At 58.0% G+C, this 17,598-nt stretch carries 14 protein-coding genes; 9 read left to right on the forward strand and 5 right to left on the reverse strand.

Annotated elements, in window-relative coordinates; translation table 11 throughout:
* The first annotated feature begins 164 nt into the window (after nt 1–164).
* Together IQ265_RS18575 and IQ265_RS18580 are read left to right on the forward strand one after the other, a co-directional pair.
* Nucleotides 165–2,708 carry a zinc metalloprotease HtpX gene (locus IQ265_RS18575; protein ID WP_194056273.1) on the forward strand — a complete coding sequence of 848 codons (2,544 nt, stop codon included), beginning with the start codon at nt 165–167 and terminating at the stop codon, nt 2,706–2,708.
* 703 nt (nt 2,709–3,411) lie between these two features.
* Complete coding sequence (locus IQ265_RS18580; RefSeq protein ID WP_194056275.1) at nt 3,412–3,858, forward strand: RNA-binding protein; 447 nt, start codon at nt 3,412–3,414, stop codon at nt 3,856–3,858.
* A 452-nt stretch (nt 3,859–4,310) separates the two neighbouring features.
* Here IQ265_RS18580 and IQ265_RS18585 read toward each other — a convergent pair whose 3' ends face one another.
* The gene (locus tag IQ265_RS18585) at nt 4,311–4,766 is read right to left on the reverse strand and encodes an SRPBCC family protein (RefSeq protein ID WP_194056277.1); all 456 of its coding nucleotides are present in this window, start codon (nt 4,764–4,766) and stop codon (nt 4,311–4,313) included.
* 237 nt (nt 4,767–5,003) lie between these two features.
* Between IQ265_RS18585 and IQ265_RS18590 the strand changes: the two genes are divergently transcribed.
* The 3 genes from IQ265_RS18590 to ppk1 all read left to right on the forward strand — a co-directional run bounded on the left by IQ265_RS18590 (nt 5,004) and on the right by ppk1 (nt 9,345).
* On the forward strand, nt 5,004–6,671 hold the full coding sequence (locus IQ265_RS18590; protein WP_194056279.1) for a mechanosensitive ion channel: 1,668 nt from the start codon (nt 5,004–5,006) through the stop codon (nt 6,669–6,671).
* 203 nt (nt 6,672–6,874) lie between these two features.
* Entirely contained in the window at nt 6,875–7,111 is a 237-nt protein-coding gene (locus IQ265_RS18595; RefSeq protein WP_194056282.1) for a hypothetical protein, read from the forward strand.
* Nucleotides 7,112–7,113: 2 nt separating this feature from the next.
* A complete protein-coding gene (ppk1, locus tag IQ265_RS18600) occupies nt 7,114–9,345 on the forward strand; it encodes a polyphosphate kinase 1 (RefSeq protein WP_194056284.1) in 2,232 nt (743 codons plus the stop codon).
* On the opposite strand, the gene IQ265_RS18605 is transcribed toward ppk1, so the two are convergent.
* Nucleotides 9,286–10,143 carry a type II CAAX endopeptidase family protein gene (locus IQ265_RS18605; RefSeq protein ID WP_194056286.1) on the reverse strand — a complete coding sequence of 286 codons (858 nt, stop codon included), beginning with the start codon at nt 10,141–10,143 and terminating at the stop codon, nt 9,286–9,288. The two genes, ppk1 and IQ265_RS18605, sit on opposite strands and share 60 nt — an antisense overlap.
* A complete protein-coding gene (gene clpS, locus IQ265_RS18610; protein ID WP_017297669.1) occupies nt 10,136–10,423 on the reverse strand; it encodes an ATP-dependent Clp protease adapter ClpS in 288 nt (95 codons plus the stop codon). The genes IQ265_RS18605 and clpS overlap by 8 nt, the downstream gene beginning before the upstream one ends.
* Before the next feature lie 635 nt (nt 10,424–11,058).
* Between clpS and IQ265_RS18615 the strand changes: the two genes are divergently transcribed.
* Entirely contained in the window at nt 11,059–11,448 is a 390-nt protein-coding gene (locus IQ265_RS18615; RefSeq protein WP_194056288.1) for a hypothetical protein, read from the forward strand.
* Nucleotides 11,449–11,627: 179 nt separating this feature from the next.
* Here IQ265_RS18615 and IQ265_RS18620 read toward each other — a convergent pair whose 3' ends face one another.
* Nucleotides 11,628–11,861 (reverse strand): hypothetical protein, encoded by a 234-nt coding sequence (locus IQ265_RS18620; protein WP_194056290.1) that lies wholly within the window; start codon nt 11,859–11,861, stop codon nt 11,628–11,630.
* A gap of 314 nt (nt 11,862–12,175) precedes the next feature.
* Between IQ265_RS18620 and IQ265_RS18625 the strand changes: the two genes are divergently transcribed.
* The 3 genes from IQ265_RS18625 to IQ265_RS18635 all read left to right on the forward strand — a co-directional run bounded on the left by IQ265_RS18625 (nt 12,176) and on the right by IQ265_RS18635 (nt 16,119).
* The gene (locus IQ265_RS18625) at nt 12,176–12,505 is read left to right on the forward strand and encodes an STAS domain-containing protein (protein ID WP_194056292.1); all 330 of its coding nucleotides are present in this window, start codon (nt 12,176–12,178) and stop codon (nt 12,503–12,505) included.
* Between the two features lie 79 nt (nt 12,506–12,584).
* Complete coding sequence (locus IQ265_RS18630) at nt 12,585–15,218, forward strand: TIGR03960 family B12-binding radical SAM protein (protein WP_194056294.1); 2,634 nt, start codon at nt 12,585–12,587, stop codon at nt 15,216–15,218.
* Between the two features lie 22 nt (nt 15,219–15,240).
* Entirely contained in the window at nt 15,241–16,119 is an 879-nt protein-coding gene (locus IQ265_RS18635; protein WP_194056296.1) for a hypothetical protein, read from the forward strand.
* 204 nt (nt 16,120–16,323) lie between these two features.
* Here IQ265_RS18635 and IQ265_RS18640 read toward each other — a convergent pair whose 3' ends face one another.
* Complete coding sequence (locus IQ265_RS18640) at nt 16,324–17,487, reverse strand: extracellular solute-binding protein (RefSeq protein WP_194056298.1); 1,164 nt, start codon at nt 17,485–17,487, stop codon at nt 16,324–16,326.
* Nucleotides 17,488–17,598: the final 111 nt, after the last annotated feature.

Here is a 17,598-nt window from a genome sequence, read left to right on the forward strand (position 1 = left end):
AATTTTAGTCTAGGCAGCAACAATGCTTCTCAGTAAGCGCGTCCTGCCCCGTTGTTCACTCCAATCGTTTAATGCCTAAACGCAGGCAAACAGAAACAGATGGGGAATAGTTGGTTATGCTTTAACTTTTCTCCTCACCTCCTTTTTAATTTTAATAGCGGCCTATGGCGCAGCCCACAGACTCCAATTCTCAAGCCTCTGGTTCTAGGCACACCGGAAAACTGTCGGTTGAGGCCTTTTATCAACAGGCGATCGCAGCCTTTAAGGCCCAAGACTATGACCAGGCCCTAGCCCGGTTTCAGCGCCTAGAGCAGCTCCCACGGACATCGCCCTACTACCTCAAAGCCCTGATGGGTCGAGTGCGAGTGCACCAGCGCTTAGGCCAGAATGACCAGGTCGAGCGCGTTTGTCACCAGCTACTCGACAGCCCTTCACCCCAGGCTAAGCAGTGGGCCGATCAGGTTCTGAGCCAGTCTAAATCGGCCGCGATCGCCAGTGCCCCAAGCGCTAGTACCCCAGACGCTGAGCCTCAAACTACCGCCGCCGGGTCAGATTTGAGCGGCTTCGTCCCCTTAGAAAATTCTAAAAATTTGTCGCAGCGGCCCCCAGTCGCTCCCCAACCGCCTACACCTGTCCCTGCCAAGCGGTCCATTAAACCAGTTCAGCCCGCAACCCAGGATGTCGATGATTCGACCCAGCCCACACCGGCTCAGGATCAGGATGCTGCGGAGCCAGAAATGCGATCTCTGTTTCACTATCAGCAGCTCAATCAGCAGACTGATGCAGAGGGTGGAGATGTGCCGTCAAAACCAGCTGGAGCCTCCCGTTCGGCATCCTCGCCACCGTTGCCGGTTGAGCCTGCAGTACCGTCGCCTGCCGCGCCGTCGTCTAAGCCCCAGCAGGCTCGGCCCCAGCGCCAGGTGCCTCTACCGAAGCGCCCCCTAGGTCTATGGCTGGGCCAGGGGTTAACGGCGATCGCCTTGATATGGGTAACCAACTGGGCCTTCCATTTCACCTTAAGAACAGTAGACAGACTGCTGCGCTGGGTGCGCTGGCCTGTTCAGCTGAGTCTGCCTGAGGCTTATCAGACCTATACGATTTGGGTTGTCAGCGGGCTGGTGCTGCTGGCGTTAGCTAGCCCCTGGCTTATGGATCTGGCGCTGGCAACCTGGTACCGTCAGCGGCCCCTATCGATTCGTCAGCTGCAAACCCACAGCCCTGGCACGCTGCGTCTCCTGCGCCAGGTGTGCCGCCAGCAGGGGTGGCCAATGCCAGAACTGCGGCTAATTGCCGACTCGGCCCCCCTGTGCTTTAGCTACGGCTGGCTGCCCCGCTATACCCGGATTGTGATTAGCCAGGGGCTTTTAGAGCAGATGTCAGATCAAACGCTGACGGCGTTCTACAGCTATGAACTGGCCCGGATGGTCAACGGCAGTCTGCCGGTGCTGTCAGCCGTCGGGCTGCCGCTGCTGCTGCTGCATAGCGGGTACCGCTGGCTGGCTCAGAGGGCAGATGCTCTCGGCCAGCCTCTGCTTCGAGGTCTGCTGGGCGGCGGAGCGGGTCTTCTCTACGGCCTGTTTTGGCTGCTGCGGCAGGCTGTACTGTGGCTATCGCGGCTGTGCTGCCGCTGGGACGATCGTCGCGCTGTGGCCCTAACCCAGCAACCCGCTCAGGTCATTGAGGTCGCGGTTGGCTCAACAACTGCGATCGAGACCTATCTGCAACAGCACGGCACCCTTCACCCGCTCCACACCAGCTTGGAAGTACTGATGCCTGTCAGCGGCCGTCAGGCGATTACCCCAGGTCGGCTGCTAGCTGCCTCAGAGGGCGTTGGCCCTGAGGGGCCAGTCTCCGACTATCGCGCGACCATTCTCAGTACCCTTTTAGCCGTAGATGGTCTCAACCCTTACCGCCAGTGGCTGCGGGTTAACGCCTCCCACGCACCGCTGGGCGAGCGGCTGCTCTGGTTCCACCAGCAGGCACTACTTCGGGGTCAACCTGGCCTCAGCCTCGCACCCGAATCCTTCCAGCAGCCCGCTTTAGGCACAACCAAAGTGTCACTTCCCCTGCTGCTGCTTCAGAAAGGCCCCCTGGCGGGCCTAGTAGCTGGCGGCGGCTTGGCTATGGGCCTGTGGTTCGTGGGAGGAGTGGTCAATCGGTTGGGCTGGCAGCGCCTGAGCTGGCTCTACCAAGACCCCAGTATTTTGGTCGGTGGGCTGTGGCTAGGGCTTGGCCTGGGCCTGCTGCTGCGCATTAACGTGCTTTTCCCTGAACCTGGCAATCAGCCAGCCAGCCAGCCGCCGGAGGAAACGGTGTCCACCCTGCTGCTGCATTCCTCATCATTACCGGTGCAGGGACAGCCGGTCAGCCTGCGAGGCAAACTGCGGGGCCTGACGGGGTCCGGCAACTGGGGCTGCCAAGAACTTTACCTCGATGATTCATCGGGGTTGGTTAAGCTAGTCAACCCTGTACCACTGGGGACGGTGCAGGGCTTGCTTCAGCCTCAAACCCATCCGGTTAACTGGGTAGGCCGAATGGTTACGGTTACCGGCTGGAGCCGCTACAGTGGCGGCATGCTTTGGGTAGATATTAACCAGGTAAAAATCGATCAGCGCCACAGCTTCTCTACCTATGGCCCTCTTTGGGCTACTTTGATTAGCCTGATCAGCAGCGGAATCGGCATCTTGACCATTTTTAGGGGCGGATAAGCGGGCCAATGTGAAGTAATGTTGCAGCAAAGCTCTGCCAGTGTTACATTAGTTTACAGAAACACATGCCTAGGTTCCCTGATCTGTCCATGAGTTGGCTTCGGGGTTGGTTAGGTATTGGGTTCTCCTACTCTCAACACAGCAAACAAACCAGCCCTTGCCGGCTGGTTTTTATTTAGAGACTGCGGTTGAGTGCAGCACCTTAGCCCGGCAGCGCGCAAATGCCGTGTTACCTTGGTAAGTGGTGTAGTCGATTGGTTTTGAATCCGGCTCTTTGCCAGTTGGTATGCTCAACTCTACCCAATACGTGGAAAATGGCTCTCTCTTCGGGGAGATGACTAGCCAGGCAGCTTTTGTGACTCTTAAGCTAACTGTCATAAAACTTCTTAATAGGGCGAGGTAGAGACTGCTTTTCCTTAGCTCTTCGTTCATGTTCAGGTGATAGCGCCCTAGCCATAAATACAGTCATAAATTTGGGCGAGTTCCAGAGCCGGAATTTGTTAAGCTACTAAAAGACTTACGTTTGACATTTTGATGCGGCCTGATTGGTGGTTTTAGGTCAGAGCCTGCAATCTTGATAGTAGTTGGTTAAATTAGCAGCATTGTAGGCAGGTAGCAGTCGGCCTAAATTCCAAACTCGATTCGGCAAGGTTATCGATTTCGATTCATTTGCCTTTAGTTTTAGAACACCAGAGGTATTCAAATGTCAATTCGCCTTTATGTTGGCAATCTTTCTAAGGACTTAGAGCGGCAGGAGTTTGAAAGCGCTTTTGCTGACTTTAATGCCGATCTAGTCTCTGTAAAGCTTATCGCCGACAAAAAAACCGGCAAATGTCGCGGATTTGGGTTTGTAACGGTAAAAACTGACGAAAAGGCCGATGAAATCGTCGAGAAACTGAACGGTCAGGTGCTGGCTGATATGCCCCTCAAGATTGAGAAAGCTCTGCCCCGTACCAAACCCGAGGGCGAAGCAGATGCGCGTCCTACTAGCGGCGAAACTAGCAGCAAGCGCTCCAATAAGGGCGGTGCTCGTAAAGCTGCCCCAGCGGCAGCGGCTACCAGCGGTGGTGCCGTTCAACCTGATCCACGCTGGGCGGGAGAGCTAGAGAAGCTCAAGCAGATGCTGGCGGCTCAAACTACGTCTAGCTAGGTAAATCTCAACGTTAGCAACCTCAACTGGGCCGCAGAAGCAATCAGCCTCTGCGGCCTTTGTGTTGGCGCGTCTACACGGTGGGGCAGTGCCGAATAGCAGCATGAATTGAGCTAGGCGTAGCTAAAGGCTCTATGACTCACCCTCACGAGAGACATCGACGTTTTGCTGCATCCCGTCCAGCAATTTCTATGCCGGAGGTATGCAGCGATCGCCCCTCCAAGCGTCGGGAGTAATTTTCCAAGATTTTGACGCGGGATGTAGATGGGATGACAACAATAGATGCGCCAGCGTTCTATTAAAGCTTTGGTGTGCCACAGTTCTCAAAGCAAACTAAGTAGGCAAGCGCGATTAACTATCAGTCGATGTAGGTTGGGTTGAGGTACGAAACCCAGCGCCTGCATGGGTTACACTATCGCGAGCCCGTCCTACATTTGCATTGGCCCACCGACCTAGCCGTGATTTTTCAACGTTTCGGCCACCTGTTTGAGGCGACGTAGCTGAGCGGCCATATCGCGCTTTGTCCAGCCGACGGCAAACCAGTTGAAACCAGCCTGCACCACTGGGTTAGAAATTTCAAACTCAAAGCGATTGAGCAGGCGTGTACCCATCTCATCGGGGCAACACTCCCAGCGATCGCAGCCGTCAAAAAAGCCCCGAAACGACCAGACAACCAGCCCTGGAGCTCGTTCAACTACCGTGCTAATCAGGGTAGGTTGCTTAAAGGGAAGCTGAATCATAAAGCGGCTCTGGGCACCTACATCGGTACTCCAATCCCCAATTGGCTCGCAGCGGAGGGCGGGGTTGAGCCAGCGGTGCATCAGGTCTAGACGCGTCAGGCATTGCTCGACGTCGGTGGTGCTAGCGCGCACAGAAATACTGTGTTCAAACACTTGGCGGGTAGACATCCTGACGGTCTCCTGAGAGAATCAGCCCGGGTGGCGGTACGGGAACGTTTCCCTGGCGATAGCTATCGTACCGAACCTTGGCGGTCTTATGTCTCTAGGCTGATGCGGTGGCCTGCCTACTCAATTAATGTTGCGTGGGTGGTTTGTTTCCTGTAGTTAATAGCCCATTGTCGAGATCGCGCAAGCTGCCCCCATGCACGATGCTCTCTTTACAGCCCGCTCTCAACTACAAGGATCATGATTGATTTTTTTCCACTAACGCTGCTTCAGGTGTCACAGCCTGGAGCTGAACCGGACTACAGCGAGCCCCTGGCAAATCCGGTAACGTCCCCCAATCGCTTCATAGAAGAAGCTGCTGCAAGATTGGGGCAGTTTTTACCCAGCTTGATTGGGGCGATCGCGGTGCTGCTGCTGGGCTGGCTGGTAGCGACCCTGGTGGCGCTAGCCGTCCGCAAACTTCTCCGCAGCACCGATATAGACAATCGACTGGCCAACTGGGCCATGGGCCGCCCAGCTGAAAGCCCGGTGCAGGTTGAGAAATGGGTCTCAACGGTGGTGTACTGGGTTATTTTTCTATTCGCCATCATAGCGGCGTTAAACGTCCTTAATCTGGCCGGGGTATCGACACCGCTAAACAACTTTTTAGACCAAATCTTCCTCTATCTGCCCCGCATCGGCGGAGCCCTGCTGCTGCTGGGTGTGGCCTGGCTGACGGCAACGCTGGTGCGATCGCTGGTCGTCAATGGTCTAGGGCGGTTCAACCTAGACGATCGCCTGGCTGAGCAGACCGGCGTAGAGCGAGGCGGCAGCCCGATCGTTTTGAACGAAACCATCGGCAACGTGCTGTACTGGTTCATTCTGCTGCTGTTTATTCCGCTGATTTTAGGCACCCTGCAGCTGCCGGGCCTGCTAGCCCCGGTGGAAGGGTTAATTAACTCCTTCCTACAGGCCATTCCTCGGATTGTAACAGCGGCTATTGTTCTAGCCATTGGCTGGGTGATCGCCCGCATTGTGCGTGGCGTGGTAACCAATTTGTTGATAGCCGCAGGGGCCGACCAGCTCGGCCGTCGCATGGGGCTTCAGACTACTAGTTCAACCGCTGGAGGCATGTCTCTATCGAGTCTGGCGGGCACCGTGGCCTACGTGCTGGTGCTGATACCCGCCGTGGTAGCTGCCCTGAATGAGCTCGATATTGACGCTATTTCGGCCCCTGCCGTTTCAATGCTAGAGCGGGTGCTCGCCGCCATTCCCCAAATTATTATGGCTGGGGTGGTCATTGCTGCGGCCTACTTTGTCGGTCGCTTTGTGGCCGACCTGGTCACGAGTCTGCTGAGAGGGGCGGGCTTCGACAGCATTATGGGCGTTCTCGGGTTGCCAGAGCTAAACCTCGGCAGCGGGGCGACAGCACAGCCTGGCCTAGATGCCGAGGGTCGCCCGATCGCATCTGTGCAGACCCCAGGCCGGACGCCTTCGGAGCTGATGGGCATTCTCACCCTGATTGCGATCGTGCTGTTTGGCGTGGTTACAGCTACCGAAATTTTGAATTTCCCTGGCCTGACCAACATTGTGCAAGCCATTTTGCTCATTGGGGCAAGGGTGCTGAGTGGGGTGGTGGTATTTGCTATCGGCCTCTACCTGGCCAACCTGGCTTTTCGCCTGGTCAACTCGATGGGCTCTGGGCAAGCCAGGGTGCTGGCCCAGGCGGCCCGCATCGCCATCTTGATCTTTGTTGGAGCGATGGCTTTGCAGCAGATGGGGGTTGCCCCAGATATCGTCAACCTCGCCTTTGGGCTGCTGCTAGGGGCGATCGCCGTGGCCATTGCGATCGCCTTTGGCTTGGGCGGGCGTGAAGTCGCCGCCGCCGAGCTGCGCGAGTGGTTGACCTCCTTCAAGCAGCGCCAGTAGCTACAACCCTTAATTCAACCGCATCAGGCCGGGGACTGTGTCTCCGGCCTGATGCGCGTTAGTATGGTTAACTCGGCCTTAACAATCGGGTGGTTAGGGCCATAGTCGGCGTTAGCCATAGCGTGAGCGGCTAGGGCGCTGGGAGCAATGCACCAGCGACCGACTGGTCTAACGGCCACCCCAATGCAGCACAAGAGGCACCTATGGACGGCAAAGACTGGGCCAGCTATATCGAAGCTACCAATGGGCTGTCTAAGCCCTGGCTGCTAATTCAGTGGCGGCTTCAGCTCCTGCAAGAGCAGCGGTCTGAGCTTGCCCCTGAAACCTATGCGGCTGAGCTAGCCGCACTTCATCAGGCGCTGATGGATCTAGGCGAATGGTGGCAGGGGCAGGAGGAGGCCGTATTCGGAGCCGGGGAGTCATCTTCAGGGGAGGCCTAACGATGGCTACGACAGAACGTTCCAGCGGTGAACGTCACAGCAGCAAAGCTGCCCCTAATCTCATCGATTCCCAGTACTACATCAGCCGCGAGCTCAGCTGGCTTGAGTTTAATCGTCGCGTGCTCCATGAAGCGCTCGACGATCGCACCCCGCTGCTCGAAGCGCTGAAGTTTTTGGCCATTTTTAGCACCAATTTAGACGAGTATTTTATGGTGCGGGTGGCGGCCCTCAAGCAGCAGATCGAGGCCCAGGTCAGCAAGCGATCGCCCGATGGACTATCCCCCGAGGAGCACCTCAGCGCCATCAGCGCCGCCCTGCGACCCATGGTCGAAAACCAGCACCAGTCGTTTACTCACAATCTGCGGCAGCAGATGGCCGCTCAGGGGATTTGGCTACTCGACCACACCGATCTCACCGAGACCCAGCAGCTCTACTGCCGCGACTACTTTGACGAGCAAATCTTTCCGGTTCTAACGCCCTTAGCTGTCGATCCGGGTCACCCCTTTCCCTACATTTCCAACCTCAGCCTCAATTTGGCTGTGGTGGTGCAAGACCCTCGCACCCAGCAGATGCATTTCGCTCGGGTCAAAGTGCCCCGAGTGCTGCCCCGGTTTGTTCGACTGCCCAATCCTGACGCTCAAGACTCAGAAGACAGGCCCTGTCGCTGGCTGGGGGTGCCCCTGGAGCAGGTGATTGCGGCCAACCTGACCACGCTGTTTCCCGGCATGGTGGTGCAAGAGCACTACGGCTTTCGCATTACCCGTAACGCCGATCTGGCTGTTGAGGAAGACGAAGCCGACGACCTCATGTTGGCGATCGAGCAGGAGCTGCGCAAGCGTCGCCGCGGCGGATCAGCGGTACGAATGGAAATTCAGCGGGACACACCCGGCCCGGTACGAGCCATGCTGATGGAAGAACTGGCCCTGGCTGAAACCGACATCTACGACATTGATGGGTTGATTGGCCTGGGCGATCTGATGACCTTTATGGCCTTGCCCCTGCCCGACCTCAAAGCCCCAGTTTGGACAGCCGCAGTTCCCTCGGCGATCGAAAGCCTGAGCCCTCCCCAAGTAGACGCCGATGATACGACCTTAGAGATAGCCGAAGACCTGTTCTCGCTGCTGCGGCGGCAGGATCAGCTGGTGCACCACCCCTACCATTCTTTTTCAGCGACCGTGCAGCGGTTTATTACCCAGGCAGCCCACGACCCCCAGGTGCTGGCGATCAAAATGGCACTTTACCGCACCTCGGGCGATTCACCCATTGTTAACTCCCTGATTTCTGCCGCTGAAAACGGCAAGCAGGTCACAGTTCTCGTCGAAATCAAAGCTCGCTTCGACGAAGAGAACAACATCAACTGGGCCCGCAAGCTGGAGCAGTCGGGCGTGCATGTGGTTTACGGGCTGGTGGGGCTAAAAACCCACTGCAAAGTGACCCTGGTTGTGCGTCGCGAGGGCCAGCAGATTCGACGCTATTACCACATCGGCACCGGCAACTACAACCCCAAAACCGCCCGGATCTACACCGATCTGGGCTTGCTAAGCGCCCGAGACGACATCGGAGCCGACATTTCTGATCTGTTTAACTACCTCACCGGCTATTCGCGCCAGCAGACTTACCGCCAGCTGCTGGTGGCCCCCCTAACCCTGCGCCAGCGGCTGGTGGCCTTAATTGAGCAAGAGATTGCCTTTCAAACCAAAGGCAAAGGCGGACGCATTATCGCCAAAATGAACTCGCTAGTCGACCCCGACCTGATCGCGCTCCTCTACCGGGCTTCCCAAGCGGGGGTCACAATCGATTTAATTGTGCGCGGCATCTGCTGCCTGCGGCCAGGGGTGCCGGGCGTTAGCGACAACATTCGAGTGATTAGCATTGTGGGGCAGTTTTTAGAACATTCCCGCGTGCTTTATTTTCAGCAGGGTGGCAAGGAGATTTTTCTGCTGGGTAGCGCCGACTGGATGCCCCGCAACCTCGATCGCCGGGTCGAGGTCATGGTGCCCATTGCTGAGCCTGCCCTTCAAAAAGAACTCAAAGCAATGTTAACCCTCTGCCTGGAGGACAACCGCCAGGCCTGGGATATGACCGCTGACGGCAGCTACCACCAGCGCCGCCCTCAGGCGGGAGAGGCCGTACGCAGTGCTCAGGGCGAGCTGATGGCCCTGGCCAACCGTTCTTTAGCGGAGCAAACGGCTCCAGCGAAACACCAAAGCGCCAAGCCCCGCAAGCAGCGTTAGCCCCAGCAGCCCGGCCAGGGGGTTGCCGTCGAGGCCGGTCACCCAGGCGGGCACAGTGCCGGTGGGCAGCAGCAGGTTGCCTACCTCTAGCAGGTAGTAGCCCCACACCAGTCCGGCGTGCAGCCCCACCGGGTGACCCAACCCCGTTTTGCCAGGGCCAACCGGAATCCGCCGCGCCCACCCCAGCACCAGGCCCAGCAGCAGCAGCCCCGCGAACTGGGGCAGCAGCGCCAAAATGGCGTCGAGGGGTTTAATAAAGTGGGCGATCGCAAAAATCAGGCTGGTCACGCCAAGAGCCACCGCAGGCGACCAGCCCTGCTCTAGCTCGCGCAGCAGCCAGCCGCGAAACAGTACTTCCTCCGACCAGCCTACGGCAGTAGCCGCCAAGGCCCCCACCAGGCCAATCTGAAGCAGGCTTAGCCCCTGTGCCCTAACGGGGTCGAGGTCGGCCCAGCCCAATAGCACCTGCACTATGGCCAGCACCGCAATGCTCAACGCCCCTATGGCAGCTCCGATCGCCATTCCCTGAGCGAGTTCTCGGCGGCCAGCAAACCCGATCTGGGCCCAGGGGTGTGGCTCACCTCGCACCCGTCGCTCCCAACGGGGCAGCACCACCAAAAAAATAATGTACAGCAGAGCCGTCGGAAACAGGTCACCACCGGGCAATGCCCCCTGCCCTGCCAGCCAGTAAAGCGGTAGCGCCAGGGGCAGCCAGAGAATCACCACAATGAGCAAAAAAATCAGCACCCGTCCCAGGGGCGGCAAACTAGCCAGCTTGGGCCAAAGCCGCTTATTCATCCGGTTCGATGGTGCTGCTGAGGCCGAGGTTACACAACCCTTCGCTATAAAACTCAGCGTGTTCCATGGCACAGGTAATAACCAGGGCCACGCCAGCGGTATGAGCCTGCATCATAATGTCGACCGCCTGAGGCATGGTCAGGCTGGGCACTACCTTGATCAGCGATTCAACCACATATTCCATCGAGTTGAAGTCGTCATTGTGGAGCAACACCCGGTAGCGGGGAGCAGGTTTTTTAATTGTGGACGTTGTTGTCCGCTCGATGGTCTCAACTGACACAGCAACACCTCTTTGCCTACTTCAAAGGGCCTATTCAAAGCACCTAATTCAAGGAGCTTGATTAAGGGCAAGTGGAGAAACCACAGTTCAGGGGCAATCCTAGCAAGCTCGGCAATGGGCACCGTGCCACTGCTGATTGTGCCACTGGCTTAGCCCTGAGCACTGGGTCTAGAACAGCCCGCCCTACAACAGCCCGAGGGGCCAATCGCAGCACCGATCGCAGAAACCTAACAAGGCGACCTAAGGAGACACACTGACAGCAGCTCGCTTCCGACTAACCCCATCCTCATCATAAAACTTCACGATGGCTTTGGCATGGCACTGGGGATGAACTAGGCCAAATCTATAGCCATCGCCAGCATGGTTAGGACATTCTTCATACTGGCCTGAGGCAGCGCTAAACGCCAGGGCACTACCGCAGGGTTATCTCAGAACAGCGGCATTGGGTTAAAGCACTGGCCAACGCTACAGGCAGCCGCAAAGCTCGCGCGCAGGTAATCTCGCCAATGCTGTTGGGTTGGCGCAATGGCTACCATAGAGCAGCAGACAGCAGCCGCGATCGCTAAGACCTACAAGACCTACCGCCGCCGCCCTGCCAGTAAAACCACCATACGACGACCACTACGCATCGACCCATGACATCTCTGGTTGCAGGCCAAATCGTATTTTTAGAATGTCGCCAGACCCGCCTCTACGCCGAGGTGATTCAGGTGCTAGAGTCTCGGCTGACAGGTTGGATCCGCCCCCTGGCGCTGGTCAGCGAGACGGAGATTACTCCCTTGGGCACGGCCCTCGGCACCACAGCCCCCGACTTCAATCAAGCCACTGTGCCAGATATGCTCTGGCCCCTAGATCAGCTACAGCCTGCCCTGGATACCGAAGTGATTCCTCTGTTGGCAACGCTGTCGGCTAAGGGCTCAGATCCCAACCCAACGCCAGATCCTCATCAGAAACCCATGGACATCGGTGAATTTGTGCGATCGCTGTGGGCCGACCGCCAGCGTACAGCTCGTTCCCCCGACTAGGGCCAACCCGGCATAGAGCCGAAACCACTGTGTCATAGAGATCCGTAAAAATCCGGATAGATCGTATGAAGCTTTTACAAAGATGGCCGAGCCCTCGGCAAGAAACCTTAGCAGTGCCCTGACAATGCTAAGCAGTTGGGTCAGACTTGGCACCGCTGGCGCTCCAGGCGCTATCTGAGTTAGCCAGATATCGGCTGCTGCACCGGCTCGCCATAGGCACCCAGCCCTGGAACCAGCCGAATGCGGCCTTCGTCCATTTCGTACATGAGGAGTTCTAAAGCTTCAGAGTCGCCAATGGGTAAGTACCCGAGGCGAGTGAGCTCGGAGTTGATGCCCTGCTCAATGTCAGGGGTCAGCAGCCCGCTATGCAGGGCCTGCTCTACCAGTCGACGAATGGAAAATGTGGGGGCCATACCATCACCTGAGCGTGACTTGATTACTGATTATTGTGAGTCCTGGGCCTTAGCTAGCCAGTGACCACGCCCCCAAAAAGCGGTGAAGTCTACCACAAGGATTGGTGATCTGAATCACAAGCGAATTCATACCTTGGAGATATGTTCAGTAGATTCACGTAGGTATTTAATTGACAGGGTCTGAATCTATATCAAGTTACGGCCAATAAGTCGATGAAAAGTAACCAAGCTAAAGTAATTCCGATTACCTTCGTAAAGTAGCTTGACGGCTTTAATAGTTTTTAACATTATCCATAATCTGGAGTGTACCCAGTATGCAGACGATGACTAAGGAAATGGCTATTTTTCAAGCTCAGGGCTCCCTAAACGCCTCTAACGCCCACGACTTCCACACCTCCCTCATGCAGGGAATTCAGTCTGACCTGGCGAGTGGGCTGTTTGTGGATATGAGCCAGGTAGAGTCCCTCGACAGTGCCGGGTTGATCTCCCTGGTGTCGGCACTCAAGCACGCTCGGCAGCTGCAAAAGCGCCTGTGCCTGTGCTCTGTGCCGCCCACCATTCGCATCGTATTTGAGCTCACCCAGCTCGACCGCGCCTTTGAAATGGTTGATGAACTGCCCCAGGCTCTACCTGTGGCAGCCTAAGCCCCCAGTCCCGACAGAGCCCGCCCTCAGCCCGCTATAGTATGGAGGTCATACTTGTGAACGTTGGGGCAGCTAGGTTGTGTCTGTATCAGTTAATACATTGGTTACGGCGGATGTCTCTCGTCCAGGTCGCTACCTGGGTAACGAGCTAGGCGCTGTGCACAAACCCTGGGATCAGGCCGCTGTTCGCTGGGTGCTAACCTACCCCGAGGTTTACGAAGTTGGGGCTTCTAACCTGGGCCACATTATTCTCTACAGCATCTTAAACGCCCAACCTAGACAGCTGTGCGATCGCGCCTATCTTCCCGCCGCCGACCTGGCCACGAAGCTAAAGGAAACCGAAACGCCGCTGTTTGCTGTCGAGTCGCAGCGATCGCTGGTTGATTTCGACATTTTGGGCTTTAGCCTCAGCTACGAGCTTGGGGCTACCAACATTCTCGAAATGCTCTCCCTGTCGGGCATTCCCCTAACCTGGCAGGAGCGCAACCAGGCCGGAGCCTTTGACGTAGACACGGGCTCCTGGCCGCTAATTTTTGCCGGTGGGCAGACCGCCACCTCCAACCCCGAACCCTACGCCGACTTTTTTGACTTTGTCGCCCTTGGCGATGGCGAAGAGCTCCTGCCCGAAATTGCCCTGGTGATTGAGGAGGGGAAGGCCGCCGGCCTCAGTCGCGAAGCCCTGCTGCTCGATCTGGCCCAGGTGCCGGGGGTGTACGTGCCCCAGTTCTACACCATGGCCGACGACGGCTCGGTACACCCCAATCGGCCCAATGTGCCCAGGCGGGTGCTGCGGCGGGTAGCCACCCCGATCCCCGCCTACGCTATGGGCCTAGTGCCCTACATCGAAACCGTTCACGATCGCCTGACGGTCGAAATTCGCCGGGGCTGCACACGGGGCTGCCGATTCTGCCAGCCGGGCATGCTCACCCGTCCGGCCCGCGATGTAGAACCCGAGGCGGTGGTCGATGCGATCGAGACGGGCATGCGCAAAACCGGCTACAACGAGTTTTCGCTGCTGTCGCTGAGCTGTTCCGACTATTTGGCCCTGCCAGCGGTAGGGGTAGAGGTCAAAAACCGGCTCAAAGATGAGAATATTTCGCTGTCGCTGCCCAGCCAGCGGGTCGATCGCTTCGACGAGAATATTGCCAATATCATCGGTGGCACCCGCCTGACCGGGCTAACCTTTGCCCCCGAGGCGGGCACCCAGCGCATGCGCGACATCATTAATAAAGGATTGACCAACGAGGAACTGCTGCGCGGCATCAAAACCGCCCACGAGCAGGGCTGGAGCCGGGTCAAGCTCTACTTCATGATTGGCCTGCCCGGCGAAACCGATGTCGACGTACTGGGCATTGCCGAAACCGTACGCTGGCTGCGCCAGGCCTGCACGGTTCAGGGGCGGCGGCCTTTGTCATTCAATATCACTATTTCTAACTTCACCCCCAAGCCCCACACTCCGTTTCAGTGGCACTCGGTGTCGACGGAGGAGTTTTTGCGCAAGCAGCGGCTGCTGCGGGAGGAGTTTAGGGCCATGCGCTGGGCTAAGGTCAACTTTACCGACGTGCGCATTTCGGCGATGGAAGACTTTGTCGGTCGGGGCGATCGCCGCCTGGGCTCCGTGGTGCGCCGCGCCTGGGAACTGGGGGCGGGCATGGACAGCTGGTGGGAAAGCCTGGAAACCGCCTTTAAAGCCTGGACCCAGGCTATCGATGAAGCCGGATTGACTTTGAAATATCGCCAGGTAGACCAGGGCGAATGGAATGTGATGGACACCGCCGAGGGGGCGAGCAGCCTGGATGCTCCGCTGCCCTGGGATCACCTTGATACAGGCATCGACAAGACCTGGCTGAAAGAAGACCTGCACCGCGCCCTAGACGAGGCCACCGTACCCGACTGCTCCTTTGAGGGCTGCAGCCACTGCGGCGTGTGCGGCCCCGACTTTGGCCACAATATTGTGGTGCCGCCGCTGCCCATTCCAGCCTTTGCAGGTCACAGCCAGCCCAGTGCTGAGCGGGTGCAGCGCCTGCGAGTTACCCTCGGCAAGCTCGGTTCGATGGCGCTGCTGGGGCACCTCGACCTAGTGCGCCTGTTCGATCGCGCCCTGCGGCGAGCCGGGCTACCCATTGCCTTCACCGGTGGCTTTCACCCCGGCCCTCGGCTGTCTCCGGCCAACGCGCTGCCCCTGGGGGCCACCAGCAGCGGCGAAGTGATCGATTTTGAACTCACCCGCGCGATCGCCCCCGCCGACTTTTTGCAGCAGCTAGCGGCCCAGCTACCCCCCGAAGTTCCGCTGTACGACGTTGCTGAGGTGTCCCTTGACGAACCCTCGGCCACCAAGCGTCTGGACCGAGCCGAGTACTACCTGCGAATCACCCCAGAGCACGAGACTGCCGCTCCGTGGTCCCAGTGGATCGATGCGGTGATGACGCTGGAGGAATTTCTGTGGGAGAAGCAAACAAAGTCGGGCAAAACCCAGATTGTCAATCTGCGGGAGCGCCTGCACGAGCTGGCGTTGGTGACAGCTGATGAACCTCTGCCACCAGGGCTAGAATATATTCAGGGAGAATACGGAGTTTGGCTGAGGGCAGTCGGTAACTGTCGCAACGATGGGAACCTGCTGCGCCCGGAACAAGTCGTCTCTATGGTAGAGCAGGTGGCCAGCCAGACCGTAGCCCTACAGCACGTGCATCGCAGCCGCTTAATCTTTAACTAGAGCACCCTGAGAGGGCGAGATCATGGACAGAGAAACAGGCCATTCATCAGCGGCGAGGCAGTTCTCAAGACAGGATCTGGCGCAAGGTCAGGGACAGGATTGGGACCGTGCTCGGGTGGTTCCCTGGAGGCAGCGAGTTGGGTTAGGGCGGCGGGTTTTGCTGGCGATCGCAGGCGCGAGCCTGCTCATGACCGCACCGCGCCCGGTTGAGGCCCAAACAGACTGCCCCAGCGAAATGCTGACACCCTACTGGCCAGCGCGATCGCCCCAGCTCAACAAGACCTTTTGTGAGCTTTTGGTGTTTCCTACCGCAACGCTGCTCAATGGCGATAGCTTTACCGATCGCATTGTCGATGGATCGCTATCGAGCGACAGCCGCGAGGCCTCTGCCGACGCCATGACCTTGCCCAGCCTGTGGTGGAACCGTGACTCGCTGACCTCGCACCTGGGCGGCCGCCGCCTGGTAGACTCCTGGATTTCTTACCAGGTTGAGGATTCGGGCACGGCGGTGGTAGATGTGATGGTCAACCCCCAGATGTGGTCGGTGCTGACCTATAACGAGCGCTACGCGGTGCTCAACCAGTTTGGCACCGCCGCCCGCGACTTCGGCTACAACGTGCGGTTTTTTCAGGGTAATTCTCGCAGTTACCGGATGATGGGCCTCTACGCCTGCAACTTCATTGAGCAGCCTAATCTAACTCAGACCGAGCCACTTACCGCATCTCAAACCCTAGAGAACAACGTTCAAACCTGCTCAGCCAACCTGGATGCGGGGTTGATTGTGCTGCTTCAGCGCAATCTGGTAGCAGAGAATGAGCGTCGCGAGCAGGAAGCCCAAGCCGCAGCGGCTGAGAACAGCCTGCAAAGTGTTGAGGTAACCTCACAAACGGATGTGAATTAGCACCTGGTTACAGGGGTTGCTGAACATAGGCATACATCAAAACATTCAACCTTCCTCACAGGGGCAAACGGCGTTTGCCCTTACCCAAAGATTGAAAGCAGCCAAGGCATTACCCCAAATTCGATTTGGTAAACCCCGGTTCATAATCAGGAACCCCGCAGGGGCACAGCATACGGGGGTATTCACTCGAAATTTGTATTAGAGTCAACTGCGCAAGCTTTGCCACAGCTGGCTGTAGCGGTCTTCGGCAGCGGCACTGAGGGGCAGCAAAAACTCGCTCTGGTCGGCCACGTCGGGGGCTAGCGCGAGGGCAGGGGGCGTTTGCAGTGGCTCGGGTAGCTGCGATCGCTCGGCCCCCCACAGCCGGGTCGAGGTGCCTTGCCCAAAGATAGCGAGCTGCGTGGCAAAGTCGGCACCTAGGCAAAAGTCGAGCCAGTTGAGGGCAGTAGCGGCAGCCTGCTCGGAAACAGGTGCGATCGCCTGGGGGCGAACCCAAAGCTGGGCACTGAGCAGCGTGCCCTCGGGCGGTACCGCCACCGCCAGATTGCGATACTGCTTCAGCAGGGGCAGCGCGTCATCTGACCAGACCACAGCGGCGGTGGCATCGCCAACCAGCAGCATTTCGAGGTAGTGGTCAGAATTGTAAACGCGCACCTGGCTATGCAAATCGGCCAGAAACGGCTCTAAGCCCTCCACAACTGCCGGGTCTTCGCTATTGGCTGAAGCGCCCAACGCTTTTTGAGCCAGGCCCAGCACTAGGCGAGGGTGGTTAGGCAGCACCAGCCGTCGCCGGAGTTCGGGGCGCAGCAGATCGGCCCAGGTGGCGAGCGGGGTGCTGGCGCGGGGGAGGCGATCGCGGTCATAGAGCACCACCAAGTGGCTCCAGCGGTAGGGCACCGCCCAAATGCTGCCGCTAGAGTTGAGCATTCCCTCAGCACTGCGGCGCACTAGCTCCGGCCACACCACCGCCAGCTCGCTCCAGTGGGTTAGGGTTGATACCTCTAGCGGCTGCACCAGCTCCTGGCGAATGGCGGGGGCTAGCCAGTAATCGGCCAGGCTGACCCAGTCAGCCGTTGACAGCGAATCTTCAGTTTGGCGGTGCCACTGCTGCAGCAACCCGTACAGCTTCACCAGCGAGTCTTCGGGGGTGACGGCAATGTTGCTGCCCTGGGGCAACTGCTGAAAGGCATTGAGCAGCTGAGCCGGTACCGAGTTGGTGAGCATAGCCAACCGCAGGCTAGGGCCTGACACACGCTGGCACCCGGCTAGCAGGGCCGTAACGGTCAGCCCACCCGCCAAAAAGCTGCGACGATTCATGAGCATTTGCCCCTCAGCTTCCCTCTCCAGGGGAGAATACTGATTAACCATAGCGCTTTAGGTCGTCCATGAAAGCCGTTCGAGATATTGTCACGGTCTCTATAACTGTCATTTTGGTGTCGTTTATTGGCCTCAGCCTGGCTCGACTGGTGTACTTCTTTC

The organism is Nodosilinea sp. LEGE 06152 (assembly GCF_015207525.1).
In the GTDB taxonomy this organism is placed as follows: domain Bacteria; phylum Cyanobacteriota; class Cyanobacteriia; order Phormidesmidales; family Phormidesmidaceae; genus Nodosilinea.